Origin of the sequence: Kitasatospora sp. HPM-01-4 (assembly GCF_051374625.1) — a bacterium.
Classification (GTDB): Bacteria; Actinomycetota; Actinomycetes; order Streptomycetales; family Streptomycetaceae; genus Kitasatospora.
In genome coordinates, this window is record NZ_JBPQGP010000005.1 from 7,971,316 (window position 1) to 7,987,412 (window position 16,097).

Annotated in this window: 14 protein-coding genes and 2 pseudogenes; 6 read left to right on the top strand and 10 right to left on the bottom strand. The window is 72.9% G+C overall.

Annotated features, from left to right (window positions below):
• Positions 1 to 168: 168 nt before the first annotated feature.
• The 3 genes from ACSMTC_RS34455 to ACSMTC_RS34465 are packed head-to-tail and all read right to left on the bottom strand — an operon-like array spanning position 169 to position 3,040.
• Positions 169 to 1,410, bottom strand: a complete 1,242-nt coding sequence (locus tag ACSMTC_RS34455; protein ID WP_436563663.1) for a cytochrome P450 — start codon at positions 1,408 to 1,410, stop codon at positions 169 to 171.
• Positions 1,411 to 1,421: 11 nt separating this feature from the next.
• The gene (locus tag ACSMTC_RS34460; protein WP_436563664.1) at positions 1,422 to 2,780 is read right to left on the bottom strand and encodes an NAD(P)/FAD-dependent oxidoreductase; all 1,359 of its coding nucleotides are present in this window, start codon (positions 2,778 to 2,780) and stop codon (positions 1,422 to 1,424) included.
• Positions 2,777 to 3,040: a ferredoxin gene (locus tag ACSMTC_RS34465; RefSeq protein ID WP_436563665.1), complete on the bottom strand. Its 264-nt coding sequence runs from the start codon at positions 3,038 to 3,040 to the stop codon at positions 2,777 to 2,779. The genes ACSMTC_RS34460 and ACSMTC_RS34465 overlap by 4 nt, the downstream gene beginning before the upstream one ends.
• A gap of 149 nt (positions 3,041 to 3,189) precedes the next feature.
• Between ACSMTC_RS34465 and ACSMTC_RS34470 the strand changes: the two genes are divergently transcribed.
• Positions 3,190 to 3,744, top strand: a complete 555-nt coding sequence (locus tag ACSMTC_RS34470) for a winged helix-turn-helix transcriptional regulator (protein ID WP_436563666.1) — start codon at positions 3,190 to 3,192, stop codon at positions 3,742 to 3,744.
• 147 nt (positions 3,745 to 3,891) lie between these two features.
• On the opposite strand, the pseudogene ACSMTC_RS34475 reads toward ACSMTC_RS34470, so the two are convergent.
• A pseudogene (locus ACSMTC_RS34475) lies at positions 3,892 to 4,299 on the bottom strand (acyl-CoA-like ligand-binding transcription factor); the annotation flags it as partial.
• Between ACSMTC_RS34475 and ACSMTC_RS34480 the strand changes: the two are divergent.
• Positions 4,292 to 4,525: pseudogene (locus tag ACSMTC_RS34480) on the top strand (short-chain dehydrogenase); the annotation flags it as partial. The pseudogenes ACSMTC_RS34475 and ACSMTC_RS34480 overlap by 8 nt on opposite strands.
• 425 nt (positions 4,526 to 4,950) lie before the next feature.
• Here the strand turns inward: ACSMTC_RS34480 and ACSMTC_RS34485 are convergent.
• Positions 4,951 to 5,205: a chaplin gene (locus tag ACSMTC_RS34485; protein WP_436563667.1), complete on the bottom strand. Its 255-nt coding sequence runs from the start codon at positions 5,203 to 5,205 to the stop codon at positions 4,951 to 4,953.
• Between the two features lie 594 nt (positions 5,206 to 5,799).
• Here ACSMTC_RS34485 and ACSMTC_RS34490 point away from each other — a divergent pair.
• The 3 genes from ACSMTC_RS34490 to ACSMTC_RS34500 all read left to right on the top strand — a co-directional run bounded on the left by ACSMTC_RS34490 (position 5,800) and on the right by ACSMTC_RS34500 (position 8,156).
• The gene (locus ACSMTC_RS34490; protein WP_436563668.1) at positions 5,800 to 6,555 is read left to right on the top strand and encodes a sugar isomerase domain-containing protein; all 756 of its coding nucleotides are present in this window, start codon (positions 5,800 to 5,802) and stop codon (positions 6,553 to 6,555) included.
• A gap of 57 nt (positions 6,556 to 6,612) precedes the next feature.
• Positions 6,613 to 7,608 (top strand): N-acetylglucosamine kinase, encoded by a 996-nt coding sequence (locus tag ACSMTC_RS34495; protein WP_436563669.1) that lies wholly within the window; start codon positions 6,613 to 6,615, stop codon positions 7,606 to 7,608.
• A 95-nt stretch (positions 7,609 to 7,703) separates the two neighbouring features.
• Complete coding sequence (locus ACSMTC_RS34500; RefSeq protein ID WP_436563670.1) at positions 7,704 to 8,156, top strand: iron chaperone; 453 nt, start codon at positions 7,704 to 7,706, stop codon at positions 8,154 to 8,156.
• A gap of 220 nt (positions 8,157 to 8,376) precedes the next feature.
• On the opposite strand, the gene ACSMTC_RS34505 is transcribed toward ACSMTC_RS34500, so the two are convergent.
• From ACSMTC_RS34505 to ACSMTC_RS34515, 3 genes are all read right to left on the bottom strand, one after another.
• Complete coding sequence (locus ACSMTC_RS34505) at positions 8,377 to 9,600, bottom strand: GNAT family N-acetyltransferase (RefSeq protein WP_436563671.1); 1,224 nt, start codon at positions 9,598 to 9,600, stop codon at positions 8,377 to 8,379.
• A gap of 175 nt (positions 9,601 to 9,775) precedes the next feature.
• A complete protein-coding gene (locus tag ACSMTC_RS34510; protein WP_436563672.1) occupies positions 9,776 to 10,537 on the bottom strand; it encodes a class I SAM-dependent methyltransferase in 762 nt (253 codons plus the stop codon).
• A 103-nt stretch (positions 10,538 to 10,640) separates the two neighbouring features.
• Positions 10,641 to 11,540, bottom strand: coding sequence for an alpha/beta fold hydrolase (locus ACSMTC_RS34515; RefSeq protein ID WP_436563673.1), 900 nt, complete (start codon positions 11,538 to 11,540; stop codon positions 10,641 to 10,643).
• A gap of 73 nt (positions 11,541 to 11,613) precedes the next feature.
• On the opposite strand from ACSMTC_RS34515, the gene ACSMTC_RS34520 reads away from it, so the two are divergent.
• Positions 11,614 to 12,252 (top strand): TetR/AcrR family transcriptional regulator, encoded by a 639-nt coding sequence (locus ACSMTC_RS34520; RefSeq protein WP_436563674.1) that lies wholly within the window; start codon positions 11,614 to 11,616, stop codon positions 12,250 to 12,252.
• Between the two features lie 23 nt (positions 12,253 to 12,275).
• On the opposite strand, the gene ACSMTC_RS34525 is transcribed toward ACSMTC_RS34520, so the two are convergent.
• Positions 12,276 to 13,169 (bottom strand): carbon-nitrogen hydrolase family protein, encoded by an 894-nt coding sequence (locus ACSMTC_RS34525; RefSeq protein ID WP_436563675.1) that lies wholly within the window; start codon positions 13,167 to 13,169, stop codon positions 12,276 to 12,278.
• 351 nt (positions 13,170 to 13,520) lie between these two features.
• On the bottom strand, positions 13,521 to 16,070 hold the full coding sequence (locus ACSMTC_RS34530; protein ID WP_436563676.1) for an ABC transporter permease: 2,550 nt from the start codon (positions 16,068 to 16,070) through the stop codon (positions 13,521 to 13,523).
• Between the last annotated feature and the right edge of the window lie 27 nt (positions 16,071 to 16,097).

Below are 16,097 nucleotides of genomic sequence, written 5' to 3' on the forward strand. Positions count from 1 at the left end.
GCTCGGCCCCGCCAGTGCCCGGGCGACGAGAGCCCGGGGCCACCGGTCCCGGTCGCCCCCGGCTAAGGCCGCCACGCCCCGGCTTCAGGTCCGCGTGGAGTGCGGTGCCCGCGCGCCCGACCGCGGCCGGGGTTCCCGGTCCGGCCGCGGTCGGAAGGGCAGGTCGGGTCAGGGGCGGACGCGGTCGACGTCGAGCCACAGGTGGCGCGGACCGCGCAGGGCGGCGGTGGGCCGGTACGGCGGCGGGTCCTCGGCCAGCCGGGGGTTCTCCAGGCGGCGGACGAGTTCGGGGAGCACGATGTGCGCTTCGAGACGGGCCAGGGGTGCGCCGACGCAGTAGTGGATTCCGCCGCCGAAGCCGAGGTGCTCGTTGGGGGTGCGGTCCGGCACGAACTGCTCGGGCCGGTCGAAGCGGTGGGGGTCGCGACTGCCCGCCGCCAGCAACAGGACGACCGAGGAGCCGCGCGGGATGGTGGTGCCGCCGACGTCGATGTCGTCGAGGGCGGCGCGGTACCGGAACTGCACCGACGGTTCGTAGCGCACCAGTTCCTCGACCATGGGTACCACCAGCGCGGGTTCGCGGCCCAGGCGCGCGAGGGTCTCGGGGTGGCGCAGGAGGGTGAGCATGCCGTTCGTGATCAGGTTGACCGTGGTCTCGTGGCCCGCGACCAGGAGCAGCCGGGTGGTGGCCACGAGATCCTCGCCGCGCAGGGGTTCGGTGTGAGTGCTGCCGGTCAGCAGGCCCGAGATCAGGTCGTCACCGGGCTTCTTCGCGCGTTCGGAGGTCAACTGCGTGAGGTAGTCAGCGAGGCCGTCAATGGCCTGCCGGATCTGCTCGGCCTCTTCCGGCGTCATGGCCGGGTCGAGGTCGAGGTTGCGCACCAGGGCGTCGGCCCAGGCGTGGAAGCGCGCCTCGTCCTCGGGGGGTATGCCGAGCAGCGTGCAGATCACGCTGACCGGAAGCGGGTAGGCGATCTCGTCGACGATGTCCACCCGTCCCTCGGACCCTGCGGCGTCGAGGTGTTCGCCGGTGATCCGGCGTATCTCGTCACGCAGGGACTCGACCACCGCAGGGGTGAACCTGGCCATCACCGCGCTGCGCAGGCGGTGGTGGCTCGGCGGGTCGCGCAGGATGAACGACCTCTCGGCGCCGGGAGCCGACGTCTGGCCGGCATTGCGCATGTCGGAGCTGATGCGCGGGTCGTGCAGCAGGGCGGCGATCTCGTCGTAGCCGCTGACCACCCAGGTGCCGTCGGCCTGGCGGGAGACCGGTTGCCTGCGCAGCGCGGTGTAGAGGGGGTAGGGGTTGGCGCGGCTCCGCGGGTCGAGGACGCGGGCGAACAGGTCCTGCTGGGGAGTCGACGCCGCGATGTCGACGGTGGCGAAGGTGGAGCGGGCGTTGTCCGGCACGGTGGGCCTCCTCAACTGAGCTGGACGGTGGGTTCGAGCGGCGAGGGTGAGGTGGCGAGCACCCGGATGGGATCGGGGGCGTCGGGGATCCGCCCGGCCGGGGGAAAGCTCGCACGGCTCGTGACCATCGCGGCGTAGGCGTCGAGTACGCGGGGCATGTTGACCGCCAGCGCGCCGATGACACGGCCTCGTCGACCGTAGGCGGCGACGAAGGACGAGTCCGCCACCGAGCCCTGGACCACCGCGACCTGATCGGCTCGCGAGGGCAGGCCGACCGACTTGATGTTCACGCCGAACTGGTTGGACCAGAAGGCCGGCAGCGCGGAGTGCGGCCGGACCGGGCCGTGCAGCATGGTCACCGCGGCGGTGCGTGCCTGCCGGACCGCGTTGTCCCAGTGCTCGACGGCAAGGAGCTCGTCGCCGAAGAGCGGGTGCGGCCAGCGGGCGACGTCCCCCGCCACCAGGATGTCCTCGTCGGGCTGCCCGGTGCTGTCGATCGCACGGCAGTAGGCGTCGCACCGCACGCCGCGGCCGTCCACGGCGAGCCCGGAGCCCGCGAGCCACTCGACGTTGCGGACGGCCCCCAGGGCGACGACGGCCACGTCGGCTTCGAGCGCGTCGCCGTCCGAGAGTTCGGCCCGGCACAGGCGGCCGGCCTGGTCCCCGGCCAGGGACAGCACCGAGGTGCGGGTGCGCAGGTCGACTCCGTGGCGGCGTTGCAGGCGACCGGCCAGAGCACCGGCCGGGCCGCCCAGAGCGCCCGTCAACGGGCCCGGGGAGCGCTCGACGACGGTCACGTCGAGGCCCAGCTCCCGGCACACCGAAGCCGCCTCCGAGCCCACGAAGCCCGCGCCGATCACCAGGACCCGTCGCGGCCGCGCGGCCAGCCTGGCCTGCAGCGCTCGGGCGTCGTCACGGGTGCGGACGCTGAAGACCCCGTCCAGGGCGGCCTCCTCCGGATTCGCCCAGCGGCGCGCCCTGGTACCCGTGGCGATGAGCAGTTTGTCGAAGCCGTGCACCTCGCCGTCGGCGAGCGTCACGGTGTGCGCCGCCCGGTCGAGGGCGACCGCGGCGGTGCCCAGGCGCCACTGGGCCTCGAACCCCTCCCGTTGGGGAAGCCCGGTGTCGTCGGCGGACATCCGTCCGGCCAGCACCCGTTTCGACAACGGCGGCCGGTCGTAGGGCGGATGGGGCTCCGCTCCCACGAGGGTGATCCGTCCGGCGAACCCCTGCTCGCGCAGCGCCTCGGCCCCGCGCAGACCGGCGAGGGACGCGCCCACGATCACCACCCGACCGTCGTCCGGTAAGCCGCCGGCCGCCGGCGCGGGGGAGGACCGGTGGTCACCGCCGCTGCTCACGGCCGCGCTCACCGCCGCCCCCGATCCGCGTCGGCCGCCGCGGTGCGCGGTGGGAGCGCGTCGGCCTCCCGCGCGGGGCCGGCCGCCGGTCCGATGGTGATGGCCTGGACCGGGCAGGCGGCCCGGGCGCGTTCGGCCTGCTCACGCAGCAGGTCCGCCGGGGCGCTGTCGTATTCGAGGACCTCCGGTCCGGTCAGCTCGAAGATCTCGGGGGCGGCGAAGACGCACTGCCCGTAGCTCTGACACCGTGCGAGATCGACCAAGACCCGCATGACGGCGACTCCTTCCTCGTGTTCTGGTCCCTCCAGTCCCGGGCCGTCCGCGGTGTGTGCCGTCGGACGGCCCACGATCACTATCGATCTGGAAGTACTTGCTGTCCAGATGTACTTCTGACTTTTAGTCAGTTGGGTAACCTTGGACCATGTCGACCAGCGAGCATCGCAACGGTGACGGCGGCAGCCGTCACGGCACCGACTGCGCACCGTCCCAGTCCGGTCTTCCGCTGGCTCAGGAGCTGTTCGCCCTGCTCGGCGAGCGGTGGAACTACGCGATCCTCCGCGAGGTCTTCTACGGGGTCGAGCGCTTCGGGGCGTTGCAGCGCACCCTGGGCATCGCCCCCAACACGCTCACCGCGCGTCTCAACGGGCTCGTCGAGGTCGAGTTGCTGGAGCGCCACCGCTACCGGCCGGACAAGGACTGGTTCGACTACCGGCTCACCGCCGCCGCCCGCGAGATCGTCCCCGCCTGGATCACGCTGTCCCAGTGGACCCACAACCACTGGCACCCCGAGCGGCCCAAGATGCGGGGCCTGCGGCACCGCACCTGCGGGGAGCTCACCATGCCCCGCATCGTCTGCGGACACTGCGGCGAGACCCTCAACGGCGGCGACCTGGAGCCCGTCGTCCTCCCCGCCGAGGACGGCGCGGAACCCGCCGACAGGACGAGAGCCACCGGGGCACCGTCAGCGGCCATGTGAGCCGGGGCGGTCCGCCCGGCTGCGCCGGAACTGGCCGATACCGGTACTTCAAACCGGCTCCACCAGCCGAGTTGAGTGACGCGGCACCCTGGTCGGACAGTGCGGCACCCTCGTCGGGCGCGGGGCGTGCCCGGCCTCGGCCCGCCGTCAGGACGGCGACGGCCGATCGGCGGGTGCCCCGGATCGCACGACGGCGTCCAGGGCCGGCGCGAGGACGGCGAAGGCCCGGTCGGTCAGTGCGGCGGGGTCCTCGGTGCCGCCGCTGTCGCTCCACCGCTGAAGCACGGTGTGAAAGGCCGTCAGCGCTGTTCCGGCGGCCAGGTGCGGGTACAGCTCCGTCGCGGGGTCGAGGTCGAGGCGGCGGGCCACCTCCGCCGCCAACTCGTCGCGCCACTGTGCCTGGCGCTCCAGGAAGCGGGCGAGCAGGGCCGGCGTCCCCAGGATCAACTGCACGACGCGCAGGGCCCGGTCCGCATGGCCGGCGCAGGCGTCGATGAAGCACCACACCATGTGCCGCAGGGCGGCCGACGGCGGCTCCTGGGCGGGGCGACCGCTCGCCCAGTCCTCGGACCAGGGTGCGCTGCCCCAGCTGTACGCGGCCACCGCCCCGGACGTGCGGGGCGGCGAGCTGTTCGGGCTGGACGGCATGGGTGAGCTGCGCGGTGCGCCCAAGCGGGTGCGACTGGCTCCGAGGGCCGCCGATCCCGAGACCGGTAGCCGGTTGTGGCAGCTGTCGGAGCGGCTGAGCGGTGTGCGCTTCGCGCTCCCGGCCGCCGACTGAGCCGCGAACGGGGCTGTAGCTGACGGCCGAGACCGTCACCGACCCTCAACCCGTGCGCTTTCCAGGGAGGTTCGAGGATCCAGGGCGGAGGCCGACCGGGGCCCGTCCTCTCCGCACCGTCGTCCGCCCGGCCGCCCCGGGGCCGCGCCCGCCGGCTCGGCGCGTACGGATCGTCCCGGCCGCGACCACCGCCGTCGCCGAACTCCGTTACGGGTAGGCGTCGTTCATGCGGGACGCGAGATCGCGGAGCGGGCGCGCCCGAGCGGAACCCGCCCGGCCCGGTACCGCTTCGTTGGGCGATGGGGAGCGCCGGTGCACCGGTGAGGGCTGCCTCCCCAGGTTTGGCGAGGGGGCCGACGGACGGGAACCGGTGCCGCCTACCGTGGCTGCACCGGTTCCACGCCGTCGTCCCGGGACAAGTCGGGTCAGTGCCCGTTGAAGCAGAAGCTGCCGATCGTCGGGTTGAGGATGCTGATGACGCCGATGCTGTTCCCGCAGATGTTGGCCTTGATGTCGATCGGGATCTGGATGTTGTTGCCGGAGAGCACACCCGGCGAGTTGATGGCGGCGCCCACGGCGTTGGCCGAGGCGGAGGCCACCCCTGCCGACCCGAGTACGAGCGCACCGGCTGCCCCGGCAAGCACGAGGGCCCTGCGGATGTCCTTCACGGTGTTCTCCATTCCTGTGGCGGATGGTGCCTGGTCATGCGGGAACCCCCGCCGCCGGAGGCTGCCGGGGTCGGTCCCGCAGGAAAGTGTTGGCACCGCCCGCCCCGGCGAACCGCAAGCACACCCACCGATCACCCAGCCGAGCGACCCTACGCCCGCGTAATCGGCCATCGGCACCACCCGCGGGCACCACGCCGCCGATGTGCCCGCCGGTACGTGTGATCTTCGCGGCGGCGGGTGCGCCGATGAGCGGTGCCGACCGCTTCGCCGGCCGTGCGACCAGGACCGCCGGTCCGGCAGCCGGAGTGGCCGGGCCTCCTCCGGGCCACGGGTCGACCACCTCGGATCGAAGGCGTGTGCTTGTGACCTGCCGCACCCGAGTGCTGGTGAGTCCGCCCCCGGAGGCCTCGCTCAGCTATCCCGCAGACGATCGAGATCGCCGTCGACGTCGTGGTGGGCGCGGGCCTGTGTTTAAAGAGACGAGGTTCGGAAGAACCTGTTCGACAGGAGGCCGGCGTGAAACATCTGGTCCAGTCCAGTCGTTGACAGGAAGTCAGGCACTGTCGATAGTTGGTCGATCGCAGTGGTCTCGACGAGGAGGAACCGGTGCCCTCACCCTCGGCAGTGGACTTCGTGGCGGCCGCGCAGGCCGCCATCGCGCGGGTCGGCGAGCAGCAGGCTGAGGGGGTGCGGCGGGCGGCCGGGATGATCACGGCCGCGCTGGCGGCGGACGGTATCGTGCAGGCCTTCGGTACCGGGCACTCCGAGGCCTTCGCGATGGAACTCGCCGGACGTGCGGGAGGGTTGGTGCCGAGTAACCGGATCGCGCTGCGGGACGTGGTGCTCTACGGCGGCCGTCCGGTCGGGGTGCTGGAGGGGCCGGAGTTGGAGCGCGGTACCGAATCCGCCGCTCTGCTCTACGAGTTGGCGGATCCGCGGCCGGCCGACGTGTTCGTGCTCGCCTCCAACTCCGGCGTCAACGGCTGCGTGGTCGAACTCGCCCGGCTGGCCAAGGAGAACGGGCACGGACTGATCGCGGTCACCTCCGCCGAGCACACCGCCCGGGTCCGGCCCAAGCATCCGTCCGGGCAGCGGCTGCGCGACCTCGCCGACGTGGTGCTGGACAACGGCGCACCGTACGGTGACGCGGTCCTGCCGATGCATGGCGGCGGCCGCGCCTGCGGGATCTCCTCGATCACGGCCGCCCTGCTCGCTCAGCAGATGGTCGCCGAGGTGATCCGGCGGATCGAGGAGTCCGGTGGTACTCCGCCGGTCTACCTGTCCGCCAACGTGCCCGGCGGTGACGAGCACAACCAGGCCCTGGAGGCGCGCTATGCCGGCCGGATCCGGCGCACGGCGTGAGGGACCGCGAGCGTCACGGCGGGCTTGACGGATCGGCGGCGGGGTAGGACGGGCGCCATGAGCACACCATCGGATTCGGAGCCGCTGGTCCTGGGGCTGGACGTCGGGGGGACCGCCACCCGGGTGGTGGTCGCCGAGCTGAGCGGCCGCGTCGTCGGCGCGGCGCGCGGCGGCGGAGGGAACCCGGTCTCGCACGGCGCGGAAGCGGCCGCCCGCAGCATCGCCCGCACCCTCCACGCGGCGCTGGACGGGGTGGATCCAAGGCGCGTGGCCGCCGGGGTGCTGGGGCTCGCGGGCGGACTGGTGGCCGCGGCCGGGCTGGCGGAGATCTGGGCCGAGTCCGGGCTGACCGTCGAACCGCGGCTGGCCAGCGATGTGGAGTTGGCGTTCGCGGCGGGCACCAGCCGACCGGCGGGCTCGGTCCTGATCAGCGGTACGGGCGCGGTCGCGGGGGAGTGCCGCGACTTCGCCCCGGTGCGGCTCGCGGACGGTCATGGCTGGCTGCTCGGCGACCGGGGCTCCGGCTACTGGCTCGGGCGCTCCGCCGTACGGCTGACGCTGGGCCGGATCGACCGGCGGGAGGCGCTGACCGGCTTGCCGGGGGCGGTGGCCGAGGCTCTGCTCGGTGACGGGGCGATCGCGGATCCTCGATCGGCGCTGATCGGCGCGGTGCACGCGGAGGCGCCGGTACGGCTGGCACGCCTGGCGCCGCTGGTGCTGCGGGCCGCCGAGGCGGGTGAGCCCGAGGCGCGGAGGCTGGTGGCGGAGGCGGCGGACCAACTGCTCGCGACCCTCGGCACCGTCCGGCCGGCGAGTTCGACGGATCCGGTGGTACTGGCGGGTGGAGTGCTCTCGGAGGGCTCACCGCTGGCGGCGGCGGTACGCGAAAGGATCTCGGGGCGGTGGCCGGAAGCGGAGGTCCCGCACGCGGGCGACGCGGCCGGCGCGGCCGCCTGGCTGGCGGCCCGCACACTCGGGGCGCCCGGACTGGCGGGCCTGCACCGGGAGTTCGTCGTGGAACGGCCCGGAGGCTGCTCGACACCGGGAGCGTGACCCGGGCCGGTTGTCAGTGGGTCGGTTGTCAGTGGGCCGGGATAGCGTCCCCTCGCAAGGTCCCGCGCATCGGGACCTTCAGGAGGGAATCCGCCATGAGCAGCACCGAGAGCAGCGCGTACGAGGGATTCACGGCCGAGGAGCGGGCCGCGATGAAGGAGCACGCCCAGGAGCAGAAGAAGGCCGCGCGCCGCAGCTCGCGCGCGGACAAGGCGGCGGAGGCGGAGCGGGACGTGCTCGCGAAGATCGCCGAGATGCGGGACGCGGACCGGATCATGGCCGAGCGCGTCCACGCCGTCATCACCGCCAACGCCCCGGCCCTCGCGCCGAAGCTCTGGTACGGGATGCCCGCCTACGCGCTGGACGGAAAGGTCCTCTGCTTCTTCCAGAGCGCGGAGAAGTTCAAGTCGCGCTACGCGACTCTGGGGTTCAGCGACCAGGCGAAGCTGGACGAGGGCACGATGTGGGCGGCCGGTTTCGCCCTGACCGAGGTGACGGCCGAGGTGGAGGAGCGGATCGGTGCGCTCGTGAGGAAGGCGGTGGGCTGAGGCGCGTCCCCGGTGGACGGCCCGGGCCGACGGCTTCCGCCCGTGCTCGGCAACCTGGCACCCGCTCCGGCACCGGTGGTGCCGGCTCGGACCGCTCTGACGTGGTGCGGGATGTGCGGGTGGTTCTGCCGGTGCGATCCGCGCCAGGGTGAGAGCCGACCCGCCCTCCTTCGGGGCGGGTCGGCAGTGGGCGGTGTGCCCTCGGTCGGCGTGTGCGGGCTCAGAACCAGTGCAGGCAGTGCGGGGGGCGCTCGGCGCGGAAGAGGGCGTCGGCGAGGGCGGCCGCGCCCGGGCGGTGGGCCCGGATGTGTCCGGCACGCACGAGCGTGCTCGGGGCGGTGCCGCCGAGGTAGACCGAGCCCAGGTCCCTCACGTCCAGGGACAGGTCGGGCTCACGGTCCGTCGGGACGCAGTCGGCCTTGCCGTCCCGGACGGTCAGCAGGTAGCGGCCGTGCTCGCCGAGGAACGGGTCGTCGATGTCGAGGACGAGCTCGCCGTCCGTGAGCCAGCCGCGCGTGGTCAGCGCACGCGGGACGTCCAGCAGCCGCACCCAGAGCCAGTCGGTGTGGTTGCTCAGCTGGCCGGCGTTGAAGTCCGAGAGCTGCCAGCGCAGCGGGTGCTCGGGCGGGAAGTGCTTGAACACCACCTGAGTGACCAGGTCGTGTCCGAGCAGGCACCGGGCCAGGGCCGTGTAGACGGCGTCGTCGGTGGCGATGATCTCGTCGACGGTCAAGGTGTCGGGCTGGTCGATCGAGTAGGTGGCGTACCCGTCCGGCACGCCGTCGGTGTCGCGGTGGACGGCGACGTAGCGCGGCGCCGGCGCGACCGGGGGCTGCCCCGCGCCCAAGGCCCACCAGCGGTGCGGCCGGGACAGCGCGCCGGGCTGTGCGCGGCGGTACCGGTCGTAGACCTCTTCCAGGATCTCGCCGCACTCGGTACGACGCAGCAGCTCGACCGAGCCGGTCACCGGGGCGTCGGCCGTTCCGCGTGCCCGGGAGAGGGTGAGGGCGGCGCGGTGGCGCGGCACCGTCAGCCGCTGCGTGTAGGTCGCCGGGCCGTAGCCGAACCTGCCGTAGATCGAGGCCTCGGAGGCCAGCAGTACGGAGAGGAACTCCCCTCGGGCCCGCAGCTCGGTGAGCTGATGCCGCATCATCGCCCTGAGCACGCCCTGGCGTCGGTGCGAGGGCAGGACGCCGACGGCGGTCACCCCGGGGGCGGGGGCGAGGATCTCACCGGGCAGGGTGAGTTCGAAGGAGTACGTACCGGCCGTCCCGACGGGCCGCCCGTCCGCCGTCACGGCGAGCAGATTGCGGTCCATTTCGAACGCCGACCACCAGACCCCGCCGCCGCCCTCGGCCGGGGTCTCCGGGAAGCGCCCGAACGCGGCATGGAGCGTGTCGACGAAGACGTCGAGGTCCTGGGCGGTCGTGGAACGGATCTTCATTGCTGCTGTTGCCTCCCCGGACACCGGCACCACGGCTTGTGGTGCCCTGCCACAGTGCAGCGTTGCCGTGTCGCCGGGTCAAGCGGATTACGCGCCGGGGGGGCGGATCCCGGCGCGGCAGCGGCCCCTCGCCGTGCCGTCAACGCCGGACGGAGGTCCACCGGTTGACCGAGCCCTACTGGCACCGGCGCGCGAGATGGACGGTGATGTCGGCGGCCATCCCGACCCTCTCGGGCAGAACCCGGATGATCTGGCTGAACACCTGCTCCCGCTCGGAGGCAGGCAGTACGAGATAGGCCGAGACGGTCGAGAGATGGCCGACGAAGTCGTGGGCGCTCATCGTCAAGCGCCTTTCGACAACCGCCTGTTGAACATCGGTGAACCACTCGGACCGTTGGAGCTCCGTGCCCGGCCACTGCATGTCATGCTCCGGAGGCGTCCCGTCCGGGGAGGGAACCTCGTCGCTCTCCAGGAACGGTGCCCGTGCCGCGCGAACAGCCTCCTCCACCTTCGGGTCGGCCAGCCGGAGCGGCCCGCCGAACGAGGCGAACACGCCATCCGGCTCCAGCAGCGCGGCCATGCGTGACCACCGACCTTCCGGATTCGTCCAGTGCAGCGCTGCTGCCGCATAGACCAGCCGGTACTTCTCGCCCGGCCGCAGGTCCTCGAACGCGGCTTGCACCGTCCTGACGTCTGCCGGCACGTGCTTGCGCAGCTCGGCGAGCATGGCCCCGTCGGGCTCGGTCGCGGTGACCGCGACCCCCCGTCGAGCGAACAGGCGGGTCGCTTTGCCCGTTCCCGCGCCGATCTCAAGGGCCGTCCGAACCGGATGACCCGCGTACGCCGTCACCATCTCGAAGAGCTCCGCGGGATACCCCGGGCGGAACCGCTCGTACGCTTCCGCCATCACTCCGAAGCTCAGTGCGCGACCGGACATGCCGAGCATCCTGGCATGAGCCGCGCCGTCTGTGCTCTCCAGGGGCTCCCGCCGGCGCCCCTGGAGTCCCCGCGGCCGGCGCTCCACCGGCCGGCGCGGCCGTTCAGACCCGTGACCCCCGTTGGCAGGAGGCGATGAACCGCAGCAGGTGTTCGTTGACCACGTCAGGGCGCTCCAGGTTGAGTCCGTGGCCGGCTCGTTGCACGACCTCAGCCCGGACTCCCGGGATCAGCGCGGTGACCCTCCTCAGTACCTGGCGCGGGCGGAGCAGGGCGCTGCGGCTTCCCAGCAGGACGAGGGTGGGCAGCTCGATGGAGCTCAGTTCCTCATCGGTGAACGGCCTTGCCGCAGGGCGGGTGTTCGGCTTGTAGGTGCGCATGCCCAGCATCAGCGGGGCGATCATCTCGGGCGGTGAGCTGAGCGCGGGATTGGCGAGCAGTCGCCCCACGGCGGGGCGGAACCGCCGGGGAGCGAGCATTCCGAACAGACCACCGATCATGTGAGCGTAGAACCGCGCGGGGACCTTCTCGATCCCGCCAGGGTCCAGCGGCGCGATCGACGCGAGGCGCTCGGGTGCGTGGATGGCCTGGTTGAGGGCCAGCCAGCCGCCGTAGGAGAGGCCGACCAGGTGGACCCGTTCCAGCCCGAGGCCGGCGAGGACCTCACCGAGCCAGGCGGCGTTCTCCGCGGAACCGGCCGCGACGGCGCGCTGGACGCTGCGGCCGGGGTCGTCCAGGGTGTCGATCGCGTAGACCGGGTGGTTCTCACCCAGGGCCGCGATCTGCGGGTACCAGTTGGACGCGTGCCCGGCGTGGCCGTGCAGCAGCACGATCGGCTCGCCCGTCCGGGGCCCGTAGTGGTGGACGTGGACGGTGCCGTAGGCGGTTTCGACATCGAGTTCCCGGCGGGGACTCGGCCACAGCTCCATCGCACGGTCGTATGCCTCAAGGAACCTGGTTCGGGCTTCCTCGCTGACGAAGTAGCCGATGTTCGTCCTGGTCATGATCCCTCCCGGTGCACAGAACAGCAGGACTTGATGGTATGTTTGTACCATAAAAACATTCGGAGGGAGCCCGATGCCGAAGCTGGTGGATCACGAGGAGCGGCGAGCCCACATCATCGACGCACTGCTCCGCGCGGCGGCGGGCAGTGGGCTGCACGCCGTCACCATGCGGTCCGTCGCGATCGAGGCGGGCGTCTCAGTGCGGCTCGTGCAGTACTACTTCGACACCAAGGAGCAGCTCCTGCTCGCCGCCCTCACCCGCCTGGCCGTGCGCATGGGCGAGCGGGTCCGCGACCGGGTGAGGGCGACCGGCTCCTCGACGGCTCCGCGCGACATCATCGAGGCGGTCCTGCTCGAAGCCGTACCCACCGATGAGGAGAGCCGGACCTTCCACCTCGTCTACACCGAGTACGCGGTGCTCTCCGTCACCGACCCCGCGCTCGCCGGCCAGTCGTTCCTGGCGGCACCCAACGAGATGGAGGACTTCCTGGCCGGCCAGCTGACCGCCGCCCAGCAGGCCGGGGACACCGATCCTCACCTCGATGCCCGCCAGGAGGCCGTCGTCCTCCTGGCAGCCTCCGCCGGCCTCGGCCTGAGCGTCCTGCTCGGCCAGCGGACAGCGGAGGACGCGGTCTCGGTCCTGCACTACCATCTCGGACGACTCTTCCCCGATTCGCGGGCCTCCGAGGGCCGCGGGCGGGCAGTCAGGTAGACGGGCTTCGCGACGGCCCTGCCTCAGAAGGTCGTACGGGTGTCGCTGCGGGTGTCGCCGATCGGGATCCGCTCGTCGTAGAGCCCGGCTCGGGCCAAGCGGCGCCATGGACGGGCGTAGCGAACGGCCACGTCGATGTCCTCGTCCCTCGAATCGAGGTCGATGTCCGCGACCGCCAGGGCGGGACGTCCATCCGCGGGACAGCGCGCGAGCCACCGTCCACCGGGCGCCACGATCCCGGACGGCACCGTAGCGCTGAACTGCGCCGGGACGGAGTAGCCGAGCCAGTAGTTGTAGAGAGTCCCGTACGCCTGGGCGACGCGGGCCCGGGGCGCGTCGTCAACCATCACCGACAGCAGGACGCAGTCGACGTCCAGGCACTCGTACTCGGCGAAGACCTCCGGGAAATTGGCCTCGATACACAGCGCGAAGCCGAGCCTGATGCCATCCACCTCGACGACGAGCGGATCCCGTCCCGGGGAGTACAGGAAGGAGAGCTCGGTGTGCGACAGGAACCGTTTGTCGTACCGTGCGACCAGCCGGCCGTGGTCGGAGACGATGTAGAGGCTGTTGTGCGGCCGGTTCGGCGCAGTGAGCGGGTGAATCGATCCGAACACCGTCCACAGGCCGAGTTCCCCGGCGAGCGCGGTGATCGCCTCTGCTTCCTCGCGCAGGACGTCCCACGCGGCACGGCTCCAGTCGGCCGGGACCAGCTCGCCGGCCGGCCCGGCCGCCATCACGTGCTTGCCGGGGTAGGTGACAGCCCCTTCCGGGAACTGCACCAGCCGCGTACCCGCCTCGGCGGCCTCAATCATCAGGGCCCTGATCTCCTGCCCGGCCGCCCGCAGGGCTCCCTGGTCGGTGGGATCCTCCGGCACTGTGCTCTGCGCGACCGCCAACCGCAACGTCCTCGCCACGCCGTGGACGGTACGGCATGCCCGCATCCAAGGCCAGCTCCTCGGCGGACCCAGGCACGACCTGGCTGGATGCGACCGGCCATCTGTCCGACGGGCCGTCAGGAACTGGGCCGCCCATGAGTGACGAGCCCGCCAGGCAACCGAAAGGGGTTGCAAGCTCGCTCGGTCCCCCACGTTGCCCGGACCGGCTCAACCGGCGAAAGGGCCCGGATCCGGAAGCCGGTTCAGCTCTACGGCTGGTCATCAGTCGGCAGTCGGTTGCCACTGACGGCAAGCGACACTTCCTGGTACCTGTCGCTGGACGCCGAGCGTCCCGGCCCCGCGGACGGCGCCACGGGCGGACGGAGTGCCTCACGCCTGCGCGGTTGCCTCCAAGGGGCCGAGCGCGGCCGCGCGGCGGGCAGGGACGGTGGCGGCGAGTGCGCCGATCGCGAGGGAGGCGACGCACACGAGGAGCAGCGTCACCCAGGGCAGCGCCAGGGTGTAGTGCTCGACCGCGCCGGTGGCCAGCGGGCCGACTGCCCAGGCGCCCGCCAGTCCGGCCGCCAGGCCGAGCAGGGTGCCGAACGCGGCGACGATGACCGCTTCCAGGCGGATCATCCGCCGGACGTCCGCGCGGTCCAGGCCGACGGCGCGCAGGAGGCCGATCTCGCGGGTGCGCTCCGCGACCGACACGGCCAGGGTGTTGACGATGCCGAGCGCGCCGATCACGGCGCCGACCGCGAGCAGCCCGTACAGGACGGCCAGCAGGTCGCCCATGGTGCCTGCGGCCTCGCGGACGAACCCGGCGCGGTCCTGCACCTTCAGTAGCGGGCTGTTGCCGACCGCGGTGCGCAGGCGGCCTTCCATCGCCTGCGAGCTGCCGTCGGTGCGGACGAGGATCCGCTGGACGGAGCCCGGCAGGTAGCTGTTCTGCGCCACCTCGGAGCGGGCGGCGAGCACGTCCATCGCGGTCGGGTTGTCCCGGTAGACGCCCACGACGGTGTACGACCGGAGGTCCTGGGCGCGGCCCATACGGGCGTCGAGGCGGTCCCCGGGGCTCAGGTGGTGCTCCCGGGCGACGGTGGCGGAGACGGCGATCCGGCCCGGGCCGAGGTCCTGGACGGAGCCGCCGGTCACGTCGGGCCGCAGGACGGCGCCCACCGCTTCGGGGTCGACGCCCGCGACCTGCAGGACCGTGCCGCCGGCGACCATGGTGGAGTCCGTGACGGCACTCGCCGTCCGCACCCCGGCGGTCTCGGCCACCCGCCGGACGGCGGTCGGATCGACGCCGTCCATGGTGGAGCGGGAGGCGATCACGTAGTTGGCGACGAGCCCGGCCGCCGCCCGGTGGTCGAGGGCCCGCGCGGCGGAGTTCCCGATCGTGGCGAGCCCGGCGACCAGTGCGGTGCTGATCATCAGGGTGGCGGCGGTCGCGGCAGTGCGCCGCGGGTCGCGCAGTGCGTTCTCGCGGGCGAGGCGCCCGGCGACGCCCAGGCGACCGGTGAGCCGTCCGAACGACCGGATCACCGGAGCGGCGAGCACCGGCGCGAGCGCGATCAGGCCGCAGCCCAGGACGGCGCAGCCGAGCACCGCGCTCCGCAGGTTCCCCTCCGAGGCGTCCTTCGCACCCCGGAGCGACACCAGCAGGGCGGCGCCGAGGACGACGAGGACGAGGCCCGCCGCGGCCCGCAGGTGCAACCGGCTTGCGGGCGGCGGCTGTTCGGCCGTCCGCAGCGCCTCGATCGGTGCGACCCGGGCCGCCCGGCGGGACGGCAGCCACGCGGCCGGCACGGTGACGCCCACACCCACGGCGAGCGCCGCGACGACGGAACCCGGGCCGATCACCAGGGGGCCGCGGGGCAGCCCGCCGCCGAGGAGGTCGGGCAGCACCGACGCGATGCCGAGGCCGAGCAGGAATCCGGCCGCCGACGCCAGGAGCCCGACCACGAGGGCCTCCAGGAGGACGGAGCGCGCCACCTGGCGGCGCTGCGCGCCGATCGCCCGCAGCAGCGCGATCTCCCGGGTGCGCCGCGCGACGAGCATGGTGAAGGTGTTGACGATGAGGAACGAGGCGATGAACAGCGAGACCCCGGCGAAGACCAGCGGCAGCTTCTCGTAGCCGCGGGTCAGGGTGCCGACGAGGACGGCCTGCTGGGCGGCCCGGGCGGCGCCGGTGGTGGCCTCGGCGCGGTCGGCGGGGAGCACGGCGGTGACCCGGCGGGCGAGGTCGGACGGGTCGGTGCCGGGCGCGGCGGTGAGGTCGATCCCGGTGTAGTGGCCCGGGGTGGCGAACAGCTGTTGGGCGGTTGCCCGGTCGAACAGGATGAGGGTGCCGCCGGCGGTCACCCGGGTGTCGTCGGTGGTGACGATGCCGACGAGCCGCTTGGCCATGGCCGGCCCGTCGGTGGCGAGCGTGACCTGGTCGCCGATCTTCAGCCGGCCGGCGGAGGCCGTGCCGCGGTCCACGGCGATCTCGTCGCCGTCCTTCGGGGTCCGGCCCTCGACCAGCGGGTACCGGCCGTCCGTGCCGTCCGGGCCCGGGACGTACGCGGCGGCCTGGTTCGCCCACCGCGCACCGACCCGCAGCGGGGTGCCGTCCGCCGCGTTCAGGACGGCCGAGCCGTCGGCGGACGGCCGGACGGCCGCGACGCCGGGGACGTCGGCCAGTTTCCGCGCGAGCGGGTCGTCGAGCGCGCTGGGCTGCTGCCCGGCGGTGGTCCCGGGCCGGGGTTCCTTGGCCGTCACGGTGACCGCGATGCCGGCGAAGTTCCTTGAGGCGGCGGCGCGGTGGGCCGCCGCGGTGGAGTCCGCGAACACGAGGGTGCCGGACACGAACGCGACGCCGAGGCAGACCGCGAGCACGGTCATGGCCAGACGGGCCTTGTGCGCCAGGGCGTTGCGCAGAGCCGTTTTCAACATGCTTGTTCTCCTGGGCAGTTGACGGGG

What these genes read in the sequence shown, in the direction of transcription:
- ACSMTC_RS34505 (WP_436563671.1), bottom strand. Translation starts at nt 9,600, where the DNA reads ATGAAGATCCGTTCCACGACCGCCCAGGACCTCGACGTCTTCGTCGAC.
- ACSMTC_RS34530 (WP_436563676.1), bottom strand. Translation starts at nt 16,070, where the DNA reads ATGTTGAAAACGGCTCTGCGCAACGCCCTGGCGCACAAGGCCCGTCTG.
- ACSMTC_RS34500 (WP_436563670.1), top strand. Translation starts at nt 7,704, where the DNA reads ATGAGCAGCACCGAGAGCAGCGCGTACGAGGGATTCACGGCCGAGGAG.
- ACSMTC_RS34485 (WP_436563667.1), bottom strand. Translation starts at nt 5,205, where the DNA reads ATGGAGAACACCGTGAAGGACATCCGCAGGGCCCTCGTGCTTGCCGGG.
- ACSMTC_RS34495 (WP_436563669.1), top strand. Translation starts at nt 6,613, where the DNA reads ATGAGCACACCATCGGATTCGGAGCCGCTGGTCCTGGGGCTGGACGTC.
- ACSMTC_RS34465 (WP_436563665.1), bottom strand. Translation starts at nt 3,040, where the DNA reads ATGCGGGTCTTGGTCGATCTCGCACGGTGTCAGAGCTACGGGCAGTGC.
- ACSMTC_RS34470 (WP_436563666.1), top strand. Translation starts at nt 3,190, where the DNA reads ATGTCGACCAGCGAGCATCGCAACGGTGACGGCGGCAGCCGTCACGGC.
- ACSMTC_RS34510 (WP_436563672.1), bottom strand. Translation starts at nt 10,537, where the DNA reads ATGTCCGGTCGCGCACTGAGCTTCGGAGTGATGGCGGAAGCGTACGAG.
- ACSMTC_RS34520 (WP_436563674.1), top strand. Translation starts at nt 11,614, where the DNA reads ATGCCGAAGCTGGTGGATCACGAGGAGCGGCGAGCCCACATCATCGAC.
- ACSMTC_RS34515 (WP_436563673.1), bottom strand. Translation starts at nt 11,540, where the DNA reads ATGACCAGGACGAACATCGGCTACTTCGTCAGCGAGGAAGCCCGAACC.